Below are 22,041 nucleotides of genomic sequence, written 5' to 3' on the forward strand. Positions count from 1 at the left end.
CTAGTGAATGAACCCGAATTCAGGCTGCGGAGAGATCCCGGAGCTCCGCCGCCGGGCGCCGCCGGGCGACGATCTCGTGCGGCCACACCGGCTTCGAGAAGAGGTAACCCTGCCCGTACGGGCAGCCCATCGCGGCCAGTTCGGCCCGCTGGCCCTCGTCCTCGATGCCCTCGGCCACCACGGCCAGGTCGAGGTTGCGGGCCAGGGTGACGATCGCGTCGACCAGCGCGCGCTGCTGCTCGCTGCCGAGGATGTCGTCGATGAACGACTTGTCGACCTTGAGCACGTCGACCGGCATCTGCCGCAGGTAGCTCAGCGACGAGTAGCCGGTGCCGAAGTCGTCGATCGCGATCCGCACCCCGAGCTCACGCAGCTCGCCCAGGTCGTGCCAGACCTGGTCGGCGTCGCGCAGCAGCAGGCTCTCGGTGATCTCCAGGAGCAGCCACTGCGGTTGCGCGCCGCTGTCGGCGAGCGCCTCGCGCACCTGGTCGACGAACCCGGGCGTCCGGAACTGGCGGGCCGACACGTTGACGCTGACGTAGCGCAGCGTGCTCTCGGGGTCGGCGGCGCGCAGGCCCGCGAACTCGCTCAGCGCGGCCCGCAGGACCCACCGGCCGATCTCGACGATGGCGCCGCTCTCCTCGGCCACCTCGATGAAGTGGTACGGCCCGAGCAGGCCGCGGACCGGGTGCTGCCAGCGCACCAGCGCCTCGACGCCGACGGTCTCGGCGCTGCCCAGGTCGACGATCGGCTGGTACATGACCGCAAACTGCTCGTTGTCGATCGCCTCGTGCAGCGCGGCGCGGGTCTCGAGCCGCTGCACCATCGCGGTGTGCAGATCGCTCTGGTAGCGCTGCCAGGTGCCCTTGGCCTCGCCCTTGGCCTGATAGAGGGCCAGGTCGGCGTGGCGCAGGAGCTCGGTGGCCGAGCCCGCGTCGCGGTTGGTGGCGACGCCGACGCTGGCCGCGCCGCTGACGTTGTGGGTGCCGCCGATGCCGTCGGAGACCTCCACCGGCACGGCGAGCGCCTGCACGATGCGTTCGGCCAGCTCCTCGGCCCGGGTGGCGTCGTGGCTCTGCTCGATCAGGATGGCGAACTCGTCGCCGCCCATCCGCGCGGCCGTGTCCGCCACCCCGATCACCTCGGAGATCCGCTCGCCCACGCTGACCAGCAGCCGGTCGCCGACGGCGTGCCCGAGGGTGTCGTTGACGTCCTTGAAGTCGTCGAGGTCGACGAAGAGCACCGCGATGATCTCGTCGTCGCGCTCGGCCACGGTGTAGGCCTGCTCGAGCCGGTTGCGGAACAGCACGCGGTTGGCCAGCCCGGTCAGGCCGTCGTGGAAGGCCAGGTGGGACAGGTCGTCCTCGAGGCGGCGGCGCTCGGTCACGTCGCGCATGGTCAGGACCAGACCCCGTACGGTCGGGTCGTCGCGCAGGTCGCGCCCGGTGAACTCGATCTGGAGCAGCCGGCCGTCGCCGCACAGCACGGCCAGGTCGGTCGCCTCGGCCTGGTCGCGCCCGGTGCGCACGGCGGTCAGGGCCTCGCTCAGCGCGGTGTGGTGACTGATCGCGATCAGGGCCGAGAGCGGCGTGCCGGTCAGATCGGGGTGGCCGAGCACGGTGTCGGCCGACGGGGAGGCGTACGAGATGGTGTCGTCGCCGTCGACGATCAGGATGACGTCCGACGCGTTCTGGATCAGGGTGCGGAAATAGGCTTCGCTGTTGCGCCGGTTGACCTCGCCGGTCAGCCCGATGCGCTGCAGGACGACCTCGAGCTGGCCCAGCAGCGCCTCGAACGCCGGCTTCATCTCGCGCAGCACCGCGCCCGGCCCGCCCAGCATCCCGGCGGCGACGCGGCCCTCGCCGGGCAGCGGCATGGTGGCGTACAGGAAATGCTCGAAATCGCCGGAACGGGCGCCCTCGGGCAGCTCGTCGGCGGACAGCACGCGGATGCCGGGCTCGTGGGGCGCGCGGGAGCCGGCGGTGAGGCTGAGGCGGAACGGCTCGCCGGGGGGCATGAGCTTGGCGACGGCGTCCCGCACCGCCTGCGCGGCCTCGGCCTCGGTGGTGGCCGCGAACACGGCCGCGCCGGCCTGGTGCAACGCGCGCTCGCGGGCCCGGGCCTGCCGCTGGGCCACCGCCAGGCCGTTGACCCGGCCCAGCACCAGCAGGAACATCAGGGCCGCGGCGCCCGCGATGACGGGCGCGTCGACGACCCCGCCGCGTGCCGACTCGATCTCGGCACCGTTGATCCACTCGGCGTAGAGGACGGCCGGGGCGATCAGGGCGGCCGTGGCCATCAGCACCAGCCGGCCGCTCCGCAGGTCGGTCGCGGCGGCCTGGGGCAGCTTTTCGGTGAGCAGGGTCATCGACGGCATCAGCGCCGCCCAGCCCGTGACCGCGTAGAAGACGATCCAGCCGAGGTCGACCGGCCCGCCGAGCGACCAGGCGCTGTTGAGCTGGCTCTGGCCGTAGAAGATGTCGCTGACCAGCAGGCCGGCCATGGCGATGACGACGGCGACCAGCGCCCGGGGCTTGCGGCCGGGGCTGGTCAGCATGCGCAGCGTGAGCGCGAGGGCGAGCACGTCGCCGAACGGGTAGCCGATCGAGACGAGCTTCTCCAGGAAGCTGAGCTCGTGCGAGCGGGTGAACGGCGCGATCCAGTACACCCAGGAGAGCAGGCCCAGGCCGACGGTGGGGACCAGCGCGTCGAGCAGGGCGGCCCGGTTGCTGGCGCCGCCGCGGTAGCGGACGAACAGCAGGAAGCCGGCGGTCAGGAACAGGTAGACGAGCAGGTAGAGCACGTCGGTGGGGCCGGGGAAGGACGGCTCCTGGCCCAGGAAGAGGATGAAGTTGTAGAGCGAGTCACCCGTCGTGAAGAACACGAGCCCGGCCGAGATCAGATACCACGGCAGGGGGCGGGCGGGACGGTTCATCCGCACGCCCACCAGCACCATCGCGGCGCTGGAGTAGCCGAGCAGGGCCCAGGTGATCAGGTGGGCGTCGGGGAAGGCGTAGTAGATCGCGGACAGCACCACGATCCACGCGCCGAAAGCGGCGCGAACGGCTCGCGTCGTCATCGGCCCTCCTCCGGTTCGCGCTCCAGCTGTCCTGACTTTCCATCGGGCGGCCGGGACCCGGCCTGAGTGAATGGTCGGATCTACCGCCAGGGCGGCGCGTCGATCGTCACGGTACGGTCGGTATCGGCCGATTCCTCGACGGCGAGCGCGACGAGGTGGTCGTGCGCGCCGTCGGCCAGAGGATACGGCGGTGGGCCGTCCCCGCGGACCCAGTCGGCCATCTGCCGCAGCAGGGTGGCGATCGCGATCTCCTCGTCGTTGAAGCGGCGGCCGGGGAACGGGTTGCGGAACAGCACCCGGTCGCCCAGCGTGATCGTGTCGGTGTCGAAGTCGTCCAGGTCGAGGTCGTAACCGGTCTGCCGGCGGGTGAGGGGCGAGCGCACGACGGTGCGGGGCTCGGTGAGCCGCACGACCTCGTCGTCGCGCAGCTCGCCGTGGGTCCCGCGGACGACGATCCGGCGGAACCGGAGCTGGTTGTGCCACTGATTGTCGGTGAAGTCGTACAGCCCGGAAAGGCCGTCGTCGAAGTCGATGGTCGCGATCGTGGTGGTGGCCGGCTTCGGCTCGGGGTCGTCGGTCCAGCCGTCGCGCGTCAGCGGATCGACCAGCGGGGCCGTGGTGCGCGTGGCCCGCACGGTCACCGGGCCGCGGCCGGCGCCCAGGAAGCCGCGCATCAGCGAGACCGCGTGATACATGTGCGTCGACGACACCTGCACCTGCGTGGGCTTGCCGACGACCCCCGCCCGTACGGCGGCCAGCCGCGCGGCGTGTGCCGGGACCAGCAGGTATTGCTCGGCCACCTGCACCAGCCCGGTCTGCCCGGTGCGCTGCCAGAGCTCGGCCAGCCCGTCCGCATCGGGCGCGGGCGGCGTCTCGGCCAGCACCGGCAGGCCCCGGTCAACCGCTTCGACGATCACGGACGGGTTCGCCGGCCACGGCACGGCCGTCACCACGAAGTCGGGCCGGATCTCGTCGAGCGCGGTGAACGTGGGCACCGGCAGCTCGCGGGGTGTGCGCACGACCGCGCCCAGGCATTCGACGTCGGGCAGGGCCGCCGCCAACCGCCAGAACATCTCGGCCCGCCACCCGGAACCCACCACCGCGAACGACGTCATGCGGCACACATTAGATCGCGGGTTAGCCGCCGATCGAGCGGGGAATCGGTCGGACCGTGACACCCGAACAGTCCACGCGCTGGAAAGCGCTCACCGTTGCCCTGGTCGCGGGCTTCATGACCCTGCTCGATGTGAGCATCGTCAACGTCGCCCTGCCGTCGATCCGTGACGAGCTTCAGCTCAGCTCGGCCGAGCTGCAGTGGGTGCTCTCCGGCTACGCGCTGACGTTCGGCCTGCTGCTCGTGCCGGCCGGCCGCTTCGGCGACGCCCGCGGCCGGCGCAACGTCTTCGTCGCCGGGCTGATCCTGTTCACCCTGGCCAGCGCGGCCGCCGGGCTCGCCCAGTCGGCGCTGTGGCTGGTCGTGGCCCGGCTCGTGCAGGGCGCCGCCGCCGGCATCGTCAACCCGCAGGTCTCCGGGCTGATCCAGCAGATGTTCGCGCCCAAGGAGCGGGGCAAGCCGTTCGGCCTGCTGGGCGCCACCATCGGCGTCTCCACCGCGGTCGGCCCGCTGCTCGGCGGCCTGCTCATCGCGCTGCTCGGGCCGAGCGAGGGCTGGCGCTGGATCTTCTACCTCAACGTGCCGATCGGCATCGTCGCCGTGATCCTCGGGATGCGCTGGATCCCGCTCGCGCAGAACGGCAAGCGCCGGGAGAGCCTCGACCCGGTCGGCGTGGTCCTGCTCGGCCTGGGCGTGGTGCTGGTGCTGCTGCCGCTGGTGCAGGAGCGCGAGTGGACCGGCTCCTGGAAGTGGCTGCTGGTGGTGGCGGGAGCGGCGGTGCTGGCGGCGTTCTGGACGTGGGAACGCCGATACAAAGGTACCGCGCTGGTCGAGCTGAGCCTGTTCAAGGTCCGCTCGTACGGGCTGGGCGCGCTCATCGGCCTGCTGTACTTCGCCGGGTTCACCACGATCTTCTTCATCTACACGCTCTACCTGCAGAGCGGCCTCGGTTACAGCGCTCTCGAGGCGGGACTGGCCATCACCCCGTTCGCGGTCGGCTCGGCCATCGCGTCCGCGGTCGGCGGCCGGTTCGTGCAGCGGTTCGGCCGGCACATGGTCGTCGGCGGTCTGATCGCGGTCATCGTGGGGCTGGCCGCGGCCGACATCGCCCTGCGGCTGGTGCCCGGCTCGGGTGGCGGCTGGGCGGCCGCGCTCCCGCTGCTGGTGGCCGGGCTCGGCAGCGGCTTCGTGATCAGCCCGAACCAGACACTGACCCTCTCGGAGGTGCCGGTGGAACGGGCGGGCAGCGCCGGGGCCGTGCTGCAGACCGGCCAGCGCATCGGCACGGCGATGGGGATCGCCGCGGTGGGCTCCTTCTTCTTCAACCGCCTGGCCGCCGGTCAGGGCGATTGGGGCGGTGCTTTCCGCGGCTCGCTGTGGCTGACCGTCAGCTTCGTGGCGGTCGCCCTGGTCGCGGCGCTGGCCGACGTGCTCTCGGGCCGCCACCACCGGGCGGAGGAAGGCGCGATGTCGGCGCGCGCGTCAGGCTGACAAACCCGTGGCGGAGAAGCCGCGATGGCGGCACACGCGTCAGGCCGGCAACGCGTGGCGGACACCGGCCGTGACGCGCTCGACGTCGCCGGTGGCCAGGACGTCGAGCAACGCCCCGCGCAGCACCGCGAGCACCGCCGTACGGTGGGCCGGGGTTGACTCGGGGTCGGCGCGGGCCAGGACGTCGAGCCAGTCGGCCACGGTCTCGGCGGCGAAACCCGCCCAGGGGCCGTCGGTGGCGCCGAGCGAGCGCGCGTAGGCCTCGACCCACAGGCGCAGCAGGGAGGCGTTACCCGGATCGGCCAGCCACTCCCACACGGCCCACCCGGCCGCGCCGGCGCCTTGGGGGAGCGTGCCCCGCAGCGCGGACAACTCGTCCTCCCGGGCCCGGGCCAGCAGCGCGCGAATCAGGCCGTCCTTGCTCTCGAACAGGAACAGCAGCACCCGCGGGCTCGACCCGATCGCCGCCGCCAACGGTCTGAGCGACATCTCGGAGATGCCGGACGCGCGGACGTACGCGTATGCCTTCTCCAGAAGTTCCGACCGCCGCCCCTGCGCCACGAGGGGGATAGTATCCCAACTGAAACGACCGTTTCAGTGGTGATGGGGGTGGCGATGATCAGGGAACTGGGCCGGCCCGGCGACCTGGGCTGGGTGATCAAGGCTCACGGCGAGCTTTATGCGTCGGAGTGGGGCTGGGACGCGTCGTTCGAGACGCTGGTGGCGCGGATCGTGGCCGATTTCGCGAGCGGCCATGACCCCGTACGGGAAAACGCTTGGATCGCCGAAGTCGAGGGCCTGCGTGTGGGCTGTGTCTTCTGCGTTGACGGCGGTGATGACACGGCCGTGCTGCGAGTGCTGCTGGTGGATCCCGCCGCCCGCGGCCGCAGGGTAGGAGCTCAGCTGGTCGACACGTGCCTGAACTTCGCACGAAAAAACGGATATGTTCGAATCAGGCTGTGGACCACGGATCGGCAAGCGATCGCAGGCCGCCTCTATCTCTCGCGCGGTTTCGAGCTTGCCAAAGAGGAGCCGCACGCCGGGTTCGGCGCGGGCGAGGTCATCGGCCAGACCTACGAGCTGACGCTCTAACCCGCGAGCGCGTCCACCAGCCGCTTGGCCGAGTTGGCCAGGTTCCACCGCTCGGCCAGGGCGATCAGCGCCTCAGGGTCCTTGGGGGAGCGCGGGATCGCCGGATCAAAATCGGGCAGCTTCACGTCGAGCGCGACCTTGCACACGGGCAGCGCCGCCGCCAGATAGTCCCGCGACGCGTCGAGCTTGGTGCGCACGCCCGGCGCGAACCCGGCATCCGGGTCGTCCAGCGCGGCCAGGATCTCCTCCACCCCGCCGTACCGCATGATCAGCCGGGCCGCCGTCTTCTCGCCTACGCCCGGCACGCCCGGCAGGCCGTCGCTGGCGTCGCCGCGCATGGCCGCGAAGTCCGCGTACCACTTCGCGGGCACCCCGTATTTGGTCTCGACCAGGGCGTTGTCGGCGTCCTCGAGCTTGGCCACGCCGCGTCCGCAGTAGAGCAGCCGGGTGCCGCGATCGTCGTCGACCAGCTGGAACAGGTCACGGTCACCCGACACCACTTCAACCGGAGCCGGCTGGGTGGCCGCGAGGGTGCCGAGCACGTCGTCGGCCTCGTAGCCCTCGACGCCGAAGGCCGGGATGCCCACCGCGGCCAGCACCTCGAGCAGGATCGGGACCTGCTTCTCGAGCGCCGGCGGCACGACCTCGACGTCGCCGTGGGCGACCCGGTGCTTCTTGTACGACGGCACGAGCTCGACCCGCCACGCCGGCCGCCAGCTCGCGTCGAGCGCGCAGACCAGCCGGTCGGGCCGCCGCGTGCGGACCAGCTGGGCGATCATGTCCAGGAAGCCGCGGATCGCGTTGACCGGCTCGCCGACGCTGGTCTGCGCGGCCTTCTCGGGGATGCCGTGGAAGGCGCGGAAATAGAGGCTGGGGGCGTCGACGGCGAGCAGCGGCTGTGCGGTCACCGTGCCACCTTAACGGCAGCCTGTCGCATCGCTACCCAAACGACCGTTAAGCTAAGCGTCGTGACGGTAGATCGGATGCTCCCCACCGCCGAAGCCCATGACCTGCTCGATCTGACCCGTGAGCTGTGCGAACGCGAGCTGGCGCCCCAGGCCGCCGAGTTCGAGGCGCGCGGCGAGTTCCCCCGCGAGGTGGTGCGCACGCTCGGGCGCTCCGGCCTGCTCGGCCTGCCCTATCCGGAGTCCGACGGCGGCGCCGCCCAGCCGTACGAGGTGTATCTGCAGGTGCTCGAGACCCTCGCGGGCACCTGGCTGGCCATCGCCGAGGCGGTCAGCGTGCACACCCTGGCCTGCTATCCGGTCTACGCCCACGGCAGCGAGAAACTGCGCAAGCAGCTGCCCGACATGCTCGGCGGCGAGCTGCTCGGCGCGTACTGCCTCAGCGAGCCGCAGGGGGGCAGCGATGCCGCGTCGCTGCAGACCAAGGCCGTGTGCGACGGCGACGGCCGCTGGGTCGTCAACGGCACCAAGGCCTGGATCACCCACGCGCGCGACGCCGATTTCTACAACATCTTCGCCCGTACGGGGGGTCCGGGCGCCCGCGGCATCTCCTGCCTGCTCGCCGACGCCGGCACCCCCGGCCTCGAACCGCAGAAGGCCGAGAAGGTGATGGGCCTGCGCGCGTCGGCCCCGGCCCAGATCGTGCTGGACGACTGCAAGGTCGACGCCGACCGGCTGGTGGGCGCGGAGGGCACCGGCTTCACCATCGCCATGGAGGCCCTCGACGCGGGCCGGCTCGGCATCGCCGCCTGCGCTGTCGGCCTGGCCCAGGCCGCCCTCGACTACGCGGTCGGTTACGCCCGTGAACGCGAGCAGTTCGGCCGGGCCATCGCCGACTTCCAGGGCGTCGGCTTCCTGCTGGCCGACATGGCGACCCAGATCTCCGCCGCCCGCGCCCTGCTGCTCCACGCCGCCCGGCTCAAGGACGCGGGCCGCCCGTTCTCGATCGAGGCGGCCAAGGCCAAGTTGTTCGCGACCGACATGGCCATGCGGGTGACCACCGACGCGATCCAAGTGCTGGGCGGCGCCGGCTACGTCAGCGACCACCCCGCCGAGCGCTGGTTCCGCGAGGCCAAGGTGCTGCAGATCGTCGAGGGCACCAACCAGATCCAGCGCCTGGTGATCAGCCGCTCCCTCGTCCGGGACGTTTGAGCGGCCTGATCTTCGGAAATCCCGACAAGCATGGACAACATCGAGGCTGTCACCGTTGCCGTCGCCGGGTCTCAGATCGAGGCCGACCTGATCGTCGGGCTGTTGCGCAGCAACGGGCTGCGGGCGATCTCGCTGGCCGATGACGCCGGCGGCCTCGACCCCGCGCTGGCCGTCACCGACGGGGTTCCGGTGCAGGTCAACGCCGAGGACGAGGCGCAGGCCCGGGCCGTGCTGGCCGAGGCGGAGAAGAACGCGCAGTAACCGGTAGGGTGGCGCCCGTGGAAGAGATCGACCGGGCGATCGTGGGCGCCCTCACCGCTGACGGCCGCCTGTCGTACACCGACCTGGCCGAGCGGGTCGGGCTGAGCGTCTCCGCCGTGCACCAGCGGGTCCGGCGGCTCGAGCAGCGCGGCGTGATCGCGGGCTACACGGCCAAGGTGTCGTACGAGGCGTTGGAACTGCCGTTGACCGCCTTCGTGGCGATCCGCCCGTTCGACCCCTCCCAGCCTGACGACGCCCCCGACCGGCTGGCCCACCTGCCCGAGATCGACTCCTGCTACTCGGTCGCGGGCGAGGACTTCTACATGCTCCTCGTCCGCGTCGGCAGCCCCGCCGACCTCGAACGCCTCCTCCAGGAGATCCGCACCGCGGCCAACGTCACCACCCGCACGACCGTGGTCCTCTCCACCCCGTACGAGAATCGCCCGCCGCGCATCACCGCCGAGATCTGATTCCCGTACGTCCTAGGGCTGTCGACAAACGCAGCCGGGTCCGTCCCGGGGTTCCCCTCGCGCGCGTCGCGGTGGTCCCGCTCCGTGCCGCGGGCATCCGGCCGTGGTGGGTGGTTCAGCTCAAGACCGTGGCCCGCGCACACTCGGTTATGTAGGGCAGCTTGAACTCCGTGCGGCCGACCAGATCCGGGTGGGTCGCCATCAGCCGGCGCACCTCCATCAGCAGCGCGGCCCGCTCGTCCGGCTCCAGCAGGATCACGTAGCTGCGCGACGCCACCATGTCGATCAGCCGCTCCGGCCCCAGCGTCTCGGTCCACTCGAAGTGCGCGATCTCCACCGGCCCGAACGGCGTCCCCACGGCGGTGTCGCGTTCGGACTCCTGGCTGCCGATGATCTCGCCCAGCCGCCGCACCCAGTCGGCCCGCTCGTCCCGCAGGTTCCACAGCAGCCCGAGCCGCCCGCCCGGGGTCAGCACCCGCGCAATCTCCGGCGCCGCCCGCTGCGGGTCCACCCAGTGCCAGGCCTGCGCCACCAGCACGGCCTCGGCCGACCCGTCGGGCAGCGGGATCCGCTCGGCGCTGCCCAGCACGGCCGGCACACCTGGCACCGACTGCTTGAGCTTCGCGAGCATGCCCTCCGACGGCTCCACGGCGGTGACGCTCAGGCCGCGCTCCTTGATCTGGCGGGTCAGCTTGCCGGTGCCCGCCCCGAGGTCGACCACGCGGGGCGAGCCCGGCGGCAGCAGCCAGTCGAGGGCGGCGGCCGGATAGGAAGGCCGTCCCCGCTCGTAGATGTCGGCGGCCGGTCCGAACGAGTTGGCGTGCGCGGCGCGATCGTTCACATTCACGATCTTAACGACCGCCGGTCAGATCTCGAGGGCCCAGCTCACGAACCGGAGCCGGGGCGTGAACCCGGCCCTCTCGTAGACCCGGATCGCTCCGAACGGGTTGTCCGAGTCCGCCTCGACCAGCGCCCGGTCGTAACCCTCGGCGGCCGCGGCCCGCAGCGCGTGCGTGATCAGCGCGGCGGCGACGCCCCGCTTGCGATAACCCGGCTGCGTCGCGATCAGCAGGAAACGCGCGTCGCGGATGCCGGTCGCCGCCGTGTCCGCGTCCCACGACATCGTGACCAGCATGCCCGCGGGCGCCCCGGTAACCTCGTCGCGCAGCAGGAAGCTGACCGTGGGCCGGAACGTCTGATTGGTGATCTTGCTCTGCCAGGACTCCGCGGTCATCGGCGCCCGCAGCCGGTCCTCCGCGAACGCCTCGTTGCGCACCAGCCGGAAGTCTTCGTCGTTCTCCGCCGCCCACGGCTCGATGCTCAGCCCGGCCGGGACCGTGGTGTCGCCGATCGCGTCGCCCAGCGAGTGTTCCAGGTGCTGGTAGTAGCTGACCTGCTCGAAGTTCTGGGCCCGCATGAGCTCGGCCAGCCCGGCCATGCTCTCGGGCTTGTGCACGTCGATCGCGAGTTTCAACGTCGAACCGTGCCGGGCGTGCTGCTCCTTGGCCGCCTCGACCCCGGCCGTCAGCAACCGGGTGCCGAGGCCCCGGCGCCGATAGCCGGGGGCTACACCGCCGTCCATGACGACCCGCTGGACCCCCTCGCCGACCGGCTGATACCTGGTCTTCATGAAGCCGACCATGACGTCGCCGTCGAAGACCGCGAGGCTGCCCCGCTCCAGATCGGTGTACGGGTCGACCAGTTCCTGCAGCGTGTCTTCCTCGTCGTAGAACTCACCGGCCTGATCGGCGGCCTCCATGGCGTTGAGCAGGTCGGCGGAGGCCTTGGCATCCCTGCGCTCGAGCGGCCGCCACGTCAAAGTTCCCAGTGCCTCATGCATCCGGCGGAGGCTAATGCCGGCCCGGCCGCGCTGTCGCTCCATTTACGAGATCTTGAGATCGCCCGTCCCGCCGTGGCACCCTGTCGGCCATGACCGTGAGAATCGAGTCCCCCGTCCGCCGGTGAGTCCGGCCACGCTGTTCGACCACGCGCTGCGCCTGCATCGGCAGCATCCCGGCGGCCCGCTGCCTGACGGCGGGAAACCTTATCCGGACGACGAGATCCGCCGCCCGCGCTCGCGGAACGATCCGCGGCTCGCGGGCGCCGATGTCGCAGCGATCCTCGACCGGCACTTCGGTTCTGTTGCCCACCCGAGCGACCTCGTTTTCCGCGACTGCGACGTCCCGATTCACCGCAACGAGCACATCGCCGCCGCGGCGCTGCGGGCCGACCGGCAGCGGGTGCGGCGGACCGGACGCTGGTTGGTTCGGCACGCCACCGACCGCCGGGCCGCGCTGGTCGGCCTGGCCCTGCTCGCCACCGACCACGCCGACGACGACATCCCGTTGATCCAGACGATCGGCCTGCTGGCGGACTGGTTCGGCCCGCTGGCGGCCGAGGCGCTGCAACGCCGCCGCGATGGCGCGGAGGCGCTGACGTGGCTGGCCGAGCGGACGACCGGCTGGGGGAGGGTCTACGTGATCGAGGCCCTGTGCCGCCTCGGTTCCGCCGGCACCCGGTCGTGGATGCTGCGCCACGCCTGCGACGGCGACTTCCTCAACGGCTACTTCGCCGGCCAGGTCGCCACCACCGCCCACCTGCACGAAGCGATCACCGGCGACGATGTGGACGACGCCCTGATCGACCACACCGGCCGCCTCCTGAAGGCCATTACCGACTGCGGCGGCATGGGGACGACCCTCGAGCACTACCCACCGTCGGCAATAGTCCTGGCCGCCCACGCCACCCACCTATCCCGCCAGGCACCCACCTTCCCGCGCTACGTCAACGCCGCGACCATCGCCGACGAACTGATCACCAAACCCCCGGCCCGATCCGGCTGCACCTCCGAACAAAGAGACACCATCGTCGGGCAGTACCTGACAGTCCTCGAGCGGCCCGAATGGAACGCCACGGCCCGCACAGGTCTCACCCCGCCGACCGACCTCACGACGTGGTTCCTCACCGGCCCCGCCGCCCGACTCCCTCTCAACCTGAAGTCCGACGAGCCACCTGCCGCTCCGCCCGGGTAGGGTCGCCGCCCCGCCCTCGCATCCGCCCGCCGCTTCGCTTGTCTGCGCCCGCAGGTTCGCGCTGGTCCTTGCCCGCCGCTTCGCTTGTCTGCGCCCGCAAGTTCGCGCTGGCCCTTGCCCGCCGCTTCGCTTGCCCGCGCCCGCAGGTTCGCGCTGGCCCTTGCCCGCCGCTTCGCTTGCCCGCGCCCGCAGGTTCGCGCTGGTCCTTGCCCGCGCTTGCTTGCCCGCTCCCGCAAGATCGCGCTGGCCCTTGCCCGCGCGCTGGCCCTTGCCCGCGCGCTGGCCCTTGCCTGCGCTTGCTTGCGTGCGCCCGCAAGTTCGCGCTGGCCTGATTGGCTGTACCGGCCCGTCTGCCAGCGGCTGCCGCGCTCTGTCCGCGCCCGCCTGCCCGCGCCTGCTTGTCCGCTCCTGCCTGTCCGCGTCGGGCAAGACCACACTCGCTCCGGACGCGCAGCCTGGCCGTTCGCTTGGACGCTTCCCCACTCAGCCGATGGTTGCGAAGCAACCGAACCAGGATCCTAGGATGCTCTAGGCGGTGCGGCGGGGGCGACTGGACGTCGCGGCGATACGAACGGAAGCCACGGGTTTTGGCGGCGGACAGAACGGGCATCAGAACGTCGAGCCAAACACCACGGAGGTTGTGAGCGATGAGCTTCACGGACAAGGTCAAGAACGAGGCCGAGGAACTGACCGGCAAGGCCAAGCAGGCCGTGGGACGGGCCACCGACAACGAGTCCCTGGTGGCCGAGGGGCAGGCTCAGGAGACCGCCGCCCACGCCAAGAAGGCCGGCGAGCACGTGAAGGACGCGGGCAAGGACGTGCGCGACGCCTTCAGCTAGACCGAAGACTTCCAAGCGCGAGGATGACACGGGCTTCGGCCCGGCGCGAGGAATCCAAGGAAATACGGCCGGCCCCCACACCCGGGGGCCGGCCGTTTCCGTGTCACGAGGCGGCGGCGGCTTCCTGCTTGCGCCACCAGTCCTGGCCGGTCTGGGGGAGGGTGTCGATCGGGTCGTAGTAGGCGTGCAGCTTCGACAGGGCCTCGTCGTCGTTCTGCTCGATCGACGTGCGGTAGTTCTTGGTCCAGTACGAGATGCCGTGCTCGCGGTCGTACTCGGCGACCATGTGGACCCAGCGCTTCCCGACGAACGGCACGTCGCAGACGATCCGCGGGGTTGCGTAGCCGGGCAGGTAGCCCATCATGTCGTGTTGCAGTTGCTGGGCGTGCCACACCGGCACCCGCCAGTGCTCCGCGTTCGGGATCATGTCGCACATGTAGAAGTAGTACGGCAGGATCCCGGCCTCGCCCTGCAGCCCGAAGCACAGGTCGAGCAGGTCGGCCGTCGTCGCGTTGACGCCGCGCATCAGCACGCCCTGGTTGCGGACGTCGCGCACGCCCACCTCGAGCAGCGTCTGCGCGGCCTGGGCGACCAGCGGGGTCAGCGAGTTCACGTGGTTGACGTGGGTGTGCACGGCGAGGTTGACCCCGCGCCGCTGGGCGGTGATGGCCACCCGGTGCAGGCCCTCGACCACGTCGGGCTGCAGCCAGTGCTGGGGCAGGCCCATCAGCGCCTTGGTGGCCAGCCGGATGTCGCGCACGGTGGGCACGGAGAGCAGACCCATCAGGTACGCCTCGAGCTGCTTCCACGGCACGTTGGCGACATCCCCGCCGCTGACGACCACATCCCGTACGCCGGGGTGGGCCTTCAGGTAGGTCAGGTGCGCGTCGTACCGGTCGACCGGCTTGAGGGTCAGCTTGAGCTTGTCGACCGTGGGGGTGCTGTTGCCGACCAGGTCCATCCGGGTGCAGTGGCCGCAATACTGCGGGCAGGTCGAGAGCAGCTCCGCCAGCACCTTGGTGGGGTAGCGGTGGGTGAGGCCCTCGGCGACCCACATGTCGTGTTCGTGCAGCGAGTCGCGGGTGGCGTGCGGGTGCGACGGCCAGTCGAGGTGGCGGTCGGTGGCCACCGGCAGCATGTAGCGGCGGATCGGGTCGGCGTAGAACGACTCCGTGTCGGGCACCCGGTCGGGGACCATGGTGTTGACCATCTGCGGCGGGATCAGCATCGACATCGTGGCCAGGCGCTGCTGGTCGGTCTCGAGGTCGGTGTAGAAGCTCTCGTCGAGCAGGTCGCCCATGACGGCGCGCAGCTGCTTGACGTTCTTGACGCAGTTGACCCGCTGCCACTGGGCGGACTGCCACTGCGCCTCGGTCACGTCGCGCCACCCGGGGAACCGGGTCCAGTCGGGCTCGACCAGGGTGCGGCGGCGGTACTCGTACGGCTGTCCGGCGGGCTGGGTCACGGAGCCTCCCCTGATCGATCGTTCGGACCGGATCAACGCTACTGGAGGATTTCCGGTCTGGTAAACAGTTAGCCGCAGGATTTACGGTGTGGACACGGGCTAAGGCCCTTCATTTCTTGTTAGGGGTGGGGTGAATGGCAACTTCTGTCGGACTTGACCGGGTGCTGGAGCCGCCCGGGGTGCTGCCGCAGGCGGCCTGGCGACTGGATGCGAGCCCCGAGATCAAAGACGACGAGGTTCGCGTACGGGTGGAGCGCCTGAATCTTGATGCGGCGAGTTATCGCCAGCTGGCCGAGAAGCACGGCGGCGACGGCGCGGCGATCCGGGCCGAGGTGCTCGAGATCGTGGCGACGCGCGGCAAGATGCACAACCCGGTCACCGGCTCGGGCGGCATGCTGATCGGCGTGGTCGACGAGGCCGGCCCGCGTTCGCCGCTGGGCGTGAAGAAGGGCGACCGCGTGGCCACCCTCGTCTCGCTCACCCTGACCCCACTCCGGATCACCGACGGCCTCGCGAACTGGGACGGCCGCTCCGAGCAGGTTCCCGCCGAGGGCACCGCCATCCTGTTCGGCCGCTCGATCGTCGGCGTCCTCCCCGACGATCTGGCGCCCGAATTGTCCCTCGCGGTGTACGACGTCTGTGGCGCCCCCGCCCTCACCGACCGCATTGTCCGGAAATATCGGGATGCGGCAGAGGCGCGGGGTGGGGTGCGGGACGTAGAGGGGGTGCGGGACGCGGGTGGGGCACCCAGCGGGGTGCCGGAAACGGGCGGGGTGCCGCGGGTGGCGGTGCTCGGCGGCGCCGGCAAGAGCGGATCCCTGGCTCTCGCAGCAGCCCGGCTGGCGGGCGCCAGAACCATCGGAATCGTCCGGAACGAGCAGGAGGCGGAGAGCCTACGTGGAGCGGGAGTGGCCGACGAGGTGGCGATCGCCGACGCCCGCAACCCGGTCGACGTGGCCCGAGCGGTAGGCGACCCGGCCACGATCACGGTCGTCTGCGTCGACGTCCCCGGCTGTGAGCACGGCGCGATCCTGGCCACCGCCCCCGGCGGCACAGTGATCTTCTTCTCGATGGCGACCAGCTTCCCGGCCGCCGCCCTGGGCGCGGAAGGCCTGGCCGCCGACGTCACGATGCTGATCGGCAACGGGTATGTGCCGGGGCACGCCGAGTTCGCCGTCGATCTTCTTCGCCGTGTCCCGGCGGTCCGGTCCCTCTTCGAGGCGCGGATCGCGGGACACTGACGCCTATGACTGAGGTGCTCTACACCCACGGCCGCTTCTACTCCGCCGCCGACCCGCGGGCCACCGCCATGCTGGTGCGCGACGGACGGATCGCCTGGCTCGGCGACTCCGCGGACACCCCCGCCGCCGACCGGACCGTCGACCTGGACAACGGTCTGGTCACCCCCGCGTTCGTCGACGCCCACGTGCACACCACCGACACCGGCCTGGCCGTCGACGGCCTCGAGCTTTCCGGCGTGCGCTCGGCGCAGGAGCTGCTGGCCGCCGTCGACCGGTTCGCCGCGACGAGGACCGAGAGCAGCATCGTGCACGGTCACGGCTGGGACGAGTCGACGTGGGCCGACCAGACTGTGCCGAGCGCCGCCGAGCTCGACCGGGCCGCCGGGGGCCGCCGCGTCTATCTGTCCCAGGCCTCGGTCCACTCCGCTTTGGCGTCGCCGGCGCTGCTCGCGGCGGCGGGACTGCCGACGGGCGAGAGTCTCGTCAAAGAAGCCGACCATCACGCCGTACGGGCTCTGGCTCTGAATGATCTGACGCCCGAGCAGCGGACCACGGCGCAGCGGGCCGCCCTGGCCAAGGCGGCGTCGCTGGGCATCGCGGCCGTGCACGAGTGCGGCGGCCCCGGCACGTCCAGCGAGGCCGACCTGACCTCCGTGCTCAAGCTGAGCGGGCAGGGGCTGCCGCAGGTGTTCGGCTACTGGGGTGAGCTGGGTGGCGCCCTCAAGGCCAAGGAGTTGGGCGCGGTCGGCGCGGCCGGCGACCTGTACGCCGACGGCGCGCTCGGGTCCAGCACAGCTTCGGTGCGCGAGCCCTTCAAGACAGGTGGCTGCGGTGAGGCGTTCGTAAGTGTCGAGCAGGCCGCCGAGCACCTGCTCGACTGCATCACGGTCGGCGTGCAGGGCGGCTTCCACGCGATCGGCGACGCCGCCATCGAGACCGTCCTGGAAGGGTTCGCGCTGGCCGCCAAGTCGGTCGGGGTCGACGCCGTCCGGGCCGGCCGGCACCGCGTCGAGCACGTCGAGCTGATCGACAAGGCGATGATCGCGCGGATGGTCGAGTTCGGCGTGATCGGCTCGGTGCAGCCGGTGTTCGACGCGTTGTGGGGCGGCCCGGACCGGATGTACGCGCAGCGCCTCGGTGTGGAGCGGGCGATGGCGTCGAACCCGATCGGGGCCATGCACGCGACCGGGGTGCAGCTGGCGTTCGGGTCGGACTCGCCGGTGACGGCGCTCGACCCGTGGGCGGTGGTGGTGGCGGCCGCGGCCCCGCGCAACCCGGTGTACCGGATGAGCGTGCGGGCGGCGTTCGCGGCCTCGACCCGCGGCGGGTGGAAGGCGGCGCTGGTCGACCACGCGGGTGTGCTCGCCCCGGGGCAGTCGGCGTCCTTCGCGGTGTGGGACACGCCTGGTGGCGTACGGGAAGGTCTGCCCGCTCTGCTGCCCGACGTCGACGGCGCGGCTCCGGAACGCCCGATCTGCCGGCGGACGGTCGGGCACGGCGAAACGATCTACGAGGCATAGGCGAGGAGCAGGGGTGGCGGGCAAGCTTGATCTGGATCCGCGGGTGGTGCGCACGGCGCGCCGGCTCGCGGCCAAGGCGGGGCAGCCGGTGGTCGACCTGGCCCGCTCGCACACCACGGTGTCGGTGGAGCGGGCGGTGCTGCGGCTGGCCGGGGTGCGCGGGGCCGACCAGGACGGCATCCCCTGGGTGAACCGGCTGGTCGACGCGGTGCGGGCCGATGTCGGGCTGGGGCACGGCGTCGCGGTCCCGGTGTTCCACGCGATGCGGAGCGCTGGGGTCGACGACATCACCGTGCTCGCGCAGAAGGCGGCCGCGGGCGCGGTGCGGTTCGAGATGCCTGCCGTACGGGCCGAGGTGACCGCGGCCCGGCGGTCCGCCAAGAAGGCCGGCGGCGGCGGACTGAAGATCGTGGACCGCCGGCGGGCCGAACGAGAGCGGCTGATCAAGCGGCACGGGGACCCGAAGCAGCGGCCGTGGATCTATCTGATCGTGGCCACCGGTGACATCTACGAGGACATCCCGCAGGCGCAGGCGGCCGCGCGGGCCGGGGCCGACGTGATCGCGGTGATCCGCTCGACCGGGCAGTCGCTGCTCGACTACGTGCCCGAGGGCGCCACCCGGGAGGGCTTCGCCGGCACGTACGCGACGCAGGAGAACTTCCGGCTGATGCGGGCGGCGCTGGACGAGACGTCCAAGGAGCTCGGGCGATATGTCCGGCTGACCAACTACGCCTCGGGGCTGTGCATGCCCGAGATCGCGGCGCTGGCCGGCATGGAACGCCTCGACATGATGCTCAACGACAGCATGTACGGCATCCTGTTCCGCGACATCAACCCCATCCGAACGTTCGTCGACCAGCGCTTCTCGCGGCAGGTCCACGCCCGGGCCGGCATCATCATCAACACCGGCGAGGACAACTACCTGACCACGGCCGACGCCGTCGAGGCGGCCCACACGGTCACGGTGTCGCAGCTGCTCAACGAGTTCTTCGCGCACGAGGCCGGGCTCGAGAACTGGCAGCTCGGCCTGGGTCACGCGTTCGAGATCAACCCGGATCTGCCCGAGTCGTTCCGGCTCGAACTGGCGCACGCGCTGCTGGCCCGCGAGCTGTTCCCGGACGCGCCGCTCAAGTGGATGCCGCCGACCAAGCACATGACCGGCGACGTGTTTCGCGGGAACCTGCTCGACGGGTTCTTCAACCTGGTCGGGGCGCTCACCGGGCAGGGGATCCTGCTGGTCGGCATGATGACCGAGGCGGTCGTCACGCCGTGGCTCAGCGACCGTGACATCGCCCTGCAGAACGTCCGGTACGTGCTCACGGGCGCCGGCAAGCTGCACGAGGACTTCGTCCCGGCCCCGGGCGGGTTCATCCAAAGCCGAGCCCACGAAGTGCTCGGCGAGGCGATCGCGCTGCTCGAGAAGATCGTCGACGACTCGCTGCTCGACGCGATCGCCGACGGCACGTTCGGGATCATGAAACGGCCCGCCGACCGGGGCAAGGGCCTCGACGGCGTGGCGAAACACGACGAGGACTACTACAACCCCGTCACGGAGGCTCTAGAACCATGAGCATCGTTCGCCCGTACGGGGACACCACCGGTGACGGCATGGTGCAGCTCTCGTTCACGCTGCCCATCCCGCACGACAAGCGGGCCGAGGGCGCCGCGATCCAGCTCGCCAACAAGATGGGCATGGACCCGGCCCTGCTCGTGCACGCCAAGCCGATGGGGGAGCTGACCTTCTTCGTCGTCTACGGCAAGGTCAGCCACCTCGTCGACACCGACAAGGTGCAGGTCGTCGAGCGCGACTTCCCGCTGCTGAGCGCCAAGGAGGTCAACGCGACGATCAAGCGCACGCTGCGCAGGCGGCTCAACGTGGTCGGGGCGTGCATCGGCACCGACGCGCACACGGTCGGCATCGACGCGATCCTCAACCTCAAGGGGATCGCGGGGGAGAAGGGCCTGGAGTACTACAGCGAGCTGTCCGTGACGAACATGGGCGCCCAGGTCTCCGTACCGGATCTGGTCGAGACCGCGCGGGAACGCAAGGCCGACGCCGTGCTCGTCTCGCAGGTCGTCACCCAGCGCGACGCGCACCTGCAGAACACCCGGGCCATGTCGGCCGCCTTCCGCGAGGCCCTGCCGGCCGGGAAACGTCCGCTTCTGATCGTCGGCGGTCCGCGCTTCGACGAGCTGATGGCGGCCGACCTGGGCGTCGACCGGATCTTCACGCGCGGGACGACCCCGCGCGAAGTCGCCTCGTATCTTGTCCACGCCCTAGCCGGGAGCCCCTCGTGATCACCGTGACCCACCGCCGGTACGTCCCCTACTCGCACGCGCACTACGCGGGCAACCTGGTCGACGGGGCGTACTCCCTCGCGCTGTTCGGCGACGTCGCCACCGAGGTGTGCATCCAGCTCGACGGCGACGAGGGGCTGTTCGCCTCGTACGACGACGTGCAGTTCAAGGCGCCCGTGCAGGCCGGGGACGTGCTCGAGGTGGTGGCCACGGTCGTGCACATGGGCACCCGGTCCCGCAGGATCGAGTTCCAGTCGCGGGTCGTGTGCCGGGGGACGGGTTCGTCGGCCGCTTCCGTTCTCGACGAGCCGATCGTCGCGGTGACCGCCACGGGCACAGTCGTCGTACCCGCGCAGAGTTGAATGAAAACCGCCGTGAGCACCGCGGTGTGCGTGGACGTCGGTTCCACGTACACGAAGGCGGCTTTGATCGACCTGGACGCCGGGGAACTGGTGCGGCGGGCCGAGGTGCCGACGACGTCGGGCGGTGACGTGCTGACCGGGCTCGATCAGGCGGTCGCGGAGGTCGGCGGGGGCGACGAGCTGTACGTGTGCTCGTCGGCCGGCGGTGGGCTGCGGCTGGCCGTCGTCGGATACGAGTCGCTGGTCACCGCGGAGGCCGGGCACCGGGTCGGGCTGTCGGCGGGGGCGCGCGTGGTGCACGTGGCGGCCGGGCCGCTGGACGGTCGGGGCGTCACGGCGCTGCGCGAATCCCGTCCGGACGTGATCCTGCTGGTCGGCGGGACCGACGGCGGCGACGGCGAGGTGCTGCTGCACAACGCGCACCGGCTGGCCACCTCGCGGCTGCGGGTGCCGGTGGTGGTGGCGGGCAACGCCGACGTCCGCGACGAGGCCGCCGCCCGCCTGACCGAACGCCGCGTTCCGGTGACCGTCACGGGCAACGTGCTGCCCCGCATCGGCGTGCTCGACCCCGGCCCGGCGCGAGCCGCGATCCGTGATGTGTTCCTGCGGCACGTGATCGGCGGCAAGAAACTGTCCAGGGGCCCGCGGTTCGCGTCGCTGGTGCGCGCGGCCACCCCGGACGCCGTGCTGGCCGGAGTGGAGCTCCTGGCCGACCTGACGGGCTATGGCGTGCTGGTCGTGGACGTGGGCGGGGCCACCACCGACGTCTACTCGGCGCTGGTGCCCGACGCGGAGGCCGAGTCGGGGCCGCGGCGCGACGTGGCGGGCACGCTGTGGCGGTCGCGGACCGTGGAGGGTGATCTCGGCGTCGCGGTGGGTGCCGACGGCACGCGCGCCGCCGCGGCCGCCGAGAAATTGGCACTACCCGATTCCGGACAGCGTTCAGGTGACTTTCAGTTAGCCGCGGCGGCGGCGACGGTGGCGCTGCGTCGGCACGCGCGCGGTCACGCGTCCGCTCCTGGTCAGCCCCGTACGGGCGGGCGCGACCTGCGCGACGTGCGGCTCGTGGTCGGCTCGGGCGGGGTGCTGCGGCACGGCGGCGGGACGTATGTGCTGGACGCGGTGCTGTCGGATCACGCCGGGGGCTGGGCCGCGCCGGCCCGGGCCCGTACGGTGATCGACTCCCGGTACGTGCTGGCCGCGGCCGGCATGTTGTCCATTGATCATCGTCACGCCGCGGTGGCCCTGGTGAACAGCCTGTAGCCCGAACGGGTACACGACATGACACGCCGAACAACGCGACACGCCCGGGAGCGGGGGTGGTGGTTGACAGGACCGCGGGGCACGGACGTACCGTCGTCCAATCCTGAGCACGGCGAGCGACTCTGTTCGCTCCGTTCCTCCGCCCACTGGCCCGCAGTCCTCGCAGGGGTCGCGCGTTCAGCCAGGTCCAGGGGGTGGGGGTCGGCGGGGCGGCGCGGACCGGTCGCGCCCGCGGTGGGCCCGAGGATCGAGCGACGCCAGTAGACAACGGCGTGACCCGCGCAGCCGGCGCGGAGCACGCCGGTCCGAAGGCGCCCGCGACGTCCGTACGGCCCACCGGCCGTGCCCGGGAGACGTGGAAGCAATGAGAGGCGTGGCCCGCGAGGGCCGCGCCTCT

Annotated in this window: 20 protein-coding genes; 13 read left to right on the forward strand and 7 right to left on the reverse strand. The window is 71.3% G+C overall.

The window, feature by feature from the left end:
* Positions 1–19: 19 nt before the first annotated feature.
* Together JKJ07_RS25885 and JKJ07_RS25890 are read right to left on the reverse strand one after the other, a co-directional pair.
* Positions 20–3,079 carry a putative bifunctional diguanylate cyclase/phosphodiesterase gene (locus JKJ07_RS25885; protein WP_202994361.1) on the reverse strand — a complete coding sequence of 1,020 codons (3,060 nt, stop codon included), beginning with the start codon at positions 3,077–3,079 and terminating at the stop codon, positions 20–22.
* A gap of 80 nt (positions 3,080–3,159) precedes the next feature.
* Positions 3,160–4,194, reverse strand: a complete 1,035-nt coding sequence (locus JKJ07_RS25890) for a Gfo/Idh/MocA family protein (protein ID WP_202994362.1) — start codon at positions 4,192–4,194, stop codon at positions 3,160–3,162.
* Positions 4,195–4,226: 32 nt separating this feature from the next.
* On the opposite strand from JKJ07_RS25890, the gene JKJ07_RS25895 reads away from it, so the two are divergent.
* The gene (locus JKJ07_RS25895; RefSeq protein WP_438871444.1) at positions 4,227–5,684 is read left to right on the forward strand and encodes an MFS transporter; all 1,458 of its coding nucleotides are present in this window, start codon (positions 4,227–4,229) and stop codon (positions 5,682–5,684) included.
* Positions 5,685–5,723: 39 nt separating this feature from the next.
* Here the strand turns inward: JKJ07_RS25895 and JKJ07_RS25900 are convergent, their stop codons facing one another.
* Positions 5,724–6,245, reverse strand: a complete 522-nt coding sequence (locus tag JKJ07_RS25900) for a TetR/AcrR family transcriptional regulator (RefSeq protein ID WP_307834406.1) — start codon at positions 6,243–6,245, stop codon at positions 5,724–5,726.
* A gap of 54 nt (positions 6,246–6,299) precedes the next feature.
* Here JKJ07_RS25900 and JKJ07_RS25905 point away from each other — a divergent pair, with 54 nt between their 5' ends.
* Complete coding sequence (locus tag JKJ07_RS25905) at positions 6,300–6,776, forward strand: GNAT family N-acetyltransferase (protein ID WP_236029867.1); 477 nt, start codon at positions 6,300–6,302, stop codon at positions 6,774–6,776.
* On the opposite strand, the gene JKJ07_RS25910 is transcribed toward JKJ07_RS25905, so the two are convergent.
* Entirely contained in the window at positions 6,773–7,684 is a 912-nt protein-coding gene (locus JKJ07_RS25910) for a 5'-3' exonuclease (RefSeq protein ID WP_307834407.1), read from the reverse strand. The two genes, JKJ07_RS25905 and JKJ07_RS25910, sit on opposite strands and share 4 nt — an antisense overlap.
* 60 nt (positions 7,685–7,744) lie before the next feature.
* Here JKJ07_RS25910 and JKJ07_RS25915 point away from each other — a divergent pair, with 60 nt between their 5' ends.
* From JKJ07_RS25915 to JKJ07_RS25925, 3 genes are read left to right on the forward strand one after another with little or no spacing between them, the layout of a single operon-like run.
* Entirely contained in the window at positions 7,745–8,893 is a 1,149-nt protein-coding gene (locus tag JKJ07_RS25915; RefSeq protein ID WP_202994364.1) for an acyl-CoA dehydrogenase family protein, read from the forward strand.
* A gap of 30 nt (positions 8,894–8,923) precedes the next feature.
* Positions 8,924–9,154: a putative signal transducing protein gene (locus JKJ07_RS25920; RefSeq protein ID WP_202994365.1), complete on the forward strand. Its 231-nt coding sequence runs from the start codon at positions 8,924–8,926 to the stop codon at positions 9,152–9,154.
* A 17-nt stretch (positions 9,155–9,171) separates the two neighbouring features.
* Positions 9,172–9,624, forward strand: coding sequence for an Lrp/AsnC family transcriptional regulator (locus JKJ07_RS25925; protein ID WP_202994366.1), 453 nt, complete (start codon positions 9,172–9,174; stop codon positions 9,622–9,624).
* A gap of 115 nt (positions 9,625–9,739) precedes the next feature.
* On the opposite strand, the gene JKJ07_RS25930 is transcribed toward JKJ07_RS25925, so the two are convergent.
* Together JKJ07_RS25930 and JKJ07_RS25935 are read right to left on the reverse strand one after the other, a co-directional pair.
* The gene (locus JKJ07_RS25930; RefSeq protein WP_307834408.1) at positions 9,740–10,465 is read right to left on the reverse strand and encodes a class I SAM-dependent methyltransferase; all 726 of its coding nucleotides are present in this window, start codon (positions 10,463–10,465) and stop codon (positions 9,740–9,742) included.
* Positions 10,466–10,489: 24 nt separating this feature from the next.
* Complete coding sequence (locus tag JKJ07_RS25935; RefSeq protein ID WP_202994368.1) at positions 10,490–11,464, reverse strand: GNAT family N-acetyltransferase; 975 nt, start codon at positions 11,462–11,464, stop codon at positions 10,490–10,492.
* Between the two features lie 121 nt (positions 11,465–11,585).
* Between JKJ07_RS25935 and JKJ07_RS25940 the strand changes: the two genes are divergently transcribed.
* Entirely contained in the window at positions 11,586–12,656 is a 1,071-nt protein-coding gene (locus JKJ07_RS25940) for a hypothetical protein (protein ID WP_202994369.1), read from the forward strand.
* A 647-nt stretch (positions 12,657–13,303) separates the two neighbouring features.
* Positions 13,304–13,495, forward strand: coding sequence for a CsbD family protein (locus tag JKJ07_RS25945; RefSeq protein WP_202994370.1), 192 nt, complete (start codon positions 13,304–13,306; stop codon positions 13,493–13,495).
* A 103-nt stretch (positions 13,496–13,598) separates the two neighbouring features.
* Here the strand turns inward: JKJ07_RS25945 and JKJ07_RS25950 are convergent, their stop codons facing one another.
* Entirely contained in the window at positions 13,599–14,960 is a 1,362-nt protein-coding gene (locus JKJ07_RS25950) for a KamA family radical SAM protein (protein ID WP_202994371.1), read from the reverse strand.
* Between the two features lie 134 nt (positions 14,961–15,094).
* Here JKJ07_RS25950 and kdd point away from each other — a divergent pair, with 134 nt between their 5' ends.
* From kdd to JKJ07_RS25980, 6 genes are read left to right on the forward strand one after another with little or no spacing between them, the layout of a single operon-like run.
* Positions 15,095–16,201: an L-erythro-3,5-diaminohexanoate dehydrogenase gene (gene kdd / locus JKJ07_RS25955; RefSeq protein WP_202994372.1), complete on the forward strand. Its 1,107-nt coding sequence runs from the start codon at positions 15,095–15,097 to the stop codon at positions 16,199–16,201.
* A gap of 5 nt (positions 16,202–16,206) precedes the next feature.
* Entirely contained in the window at positions 16,207–17,721 is a 1,515-nt protein-coding gene (locus tag JKJ07_RS25960; RefSeq protein ID WP_236029868.1) for an amidohydrolase, read from the forward strand.
* A 13-nt stretch (positions 17,722–17,734) separates the two neighbouring features.
* Positions 17,735–19,291, forward strand: coding sequence for a lysine 5,6-aminomutase subunit alpha (gene kamD / locus JKJ07_RS25965; protein ID WP_202994373.1), 1,557 nt, complete (start codon positions 17,735–17,737; stop codon positions 19,289–19,291).
* Positions 19,288–20,019, forward strand: coding sequence for a lysine 5,6-aminomutase subunit beta (gene kamE / locus JKJ07_RS25970; protein WP_202994374.1), 732 nt, complete (start codon positions 19,288–19,290; stop codon positions 20,017–20,019). Before kamD ends, kamE begins: the two co-directional genes overlap by 4 nt.
* Positions 20,016–20,381: a 3-aminobutyryl-CoA ammonia lyase gene (kal, locus tag JKJ07_RS25975; protein WP_202994375.1), complete on the forward strand. Its 366-nt coding sequence runs from the start codon at positions 20,016–20,018 to the stop codon at positions 20,379–20,381. Before kamE ends, kal begins: the two co-directional genes overlap by 4 nt.
* A 12-nt stretch (positions 20,382–20,393) precedes the next feature.
* Positions 20,394–21,644, forward strand: coding sequence for a glutamate mutase L (locus tag JKJ07_RS25980; RefSeq protein WP_202994632.1), 1,251 nt, complete (start codon positions 20,394–20,396; stop codon positions 21,642–21,644).
* Positions 21,645–22,041: the final 397 nt, after the last annotated feature.

The organism is Paractinoplanes lichenicola (assembly GCF_016785085.1).
Classification (GTDB): Bacteria; Actinomycetota; Actinomycetes; order Mycobacteriales; family Micromonosporaceae; genus Actinoplanes; species Actinoplanes lichenicola.

Excerpts from the sequence above, each read along its gene's own strand:
- JKJ07_RS25920 (WP_202994365.1), top strand. The coding sequence starts at position 8,924 with ATGGACAACATCGAGGCTGTCACCGTTGCCGTCGCCGGGTCTCAGATC.
- JKJ07_RS25905 (WP_236029867.1), top strand. The coding sequence starts at position 6,300 with ATGATCAGGGAACTGGGCCGGCCCGGCGACCTGGGCTGGGTGATCAAG.
- JKJ07_RS25945 (WP_202994370.1), top strand. The coding sequence starts at position 13,304 with ATGAGCTTCACGGACAAGGTCAAGAACGAGGCCGAGGAACTGACCGGC.
- JKJ07_RS25960 (WP_236029868.1), top strand. The coding sequence starts at position 16,207 with ATGACTGAGGTGCTCTACACCCACGGCCGCTTCTACTCCGCCGCCGAC.
- kdd (WP_202994372.1), top strand. The coding sequence starts at position 15,095 with ATGGCAACTTCTGTCGGACTTGACCGGGTGCTGGAGCCGCCCGGGGTG.
- JKJ07_RS25890 (WP_202994362.1), bottom strand. The coding sequence starts at position 4,194 with ATGACGTCGTTCGCGGTGGTGGGTTCCGGGTGGCGGGCCGAGATGTTC.
- JKJ07_RS25935 (WP_202994368.1), bottom strand. The coding sequence starts at position 11,464 with ATGCATGAGGCACTGGGAACTTTGACGTGGCGGCCGCTCGAGCGCAGG.
- JKJ07_RS25885 (WP_202994361.1), bottom strand. The coding sequence starts at position 3,079 with ATGACGACGCGAGCCGTTCGCGCCGCTTTCGGCGCGTGGATCGTGGTG.
- kamE (WP_202994374.1), top strand. The coding sequence starts at position 19,288 with ATGAGCATCGTTCGCCCGTACGGGGACACCACCGGTGACGGCATGGTG.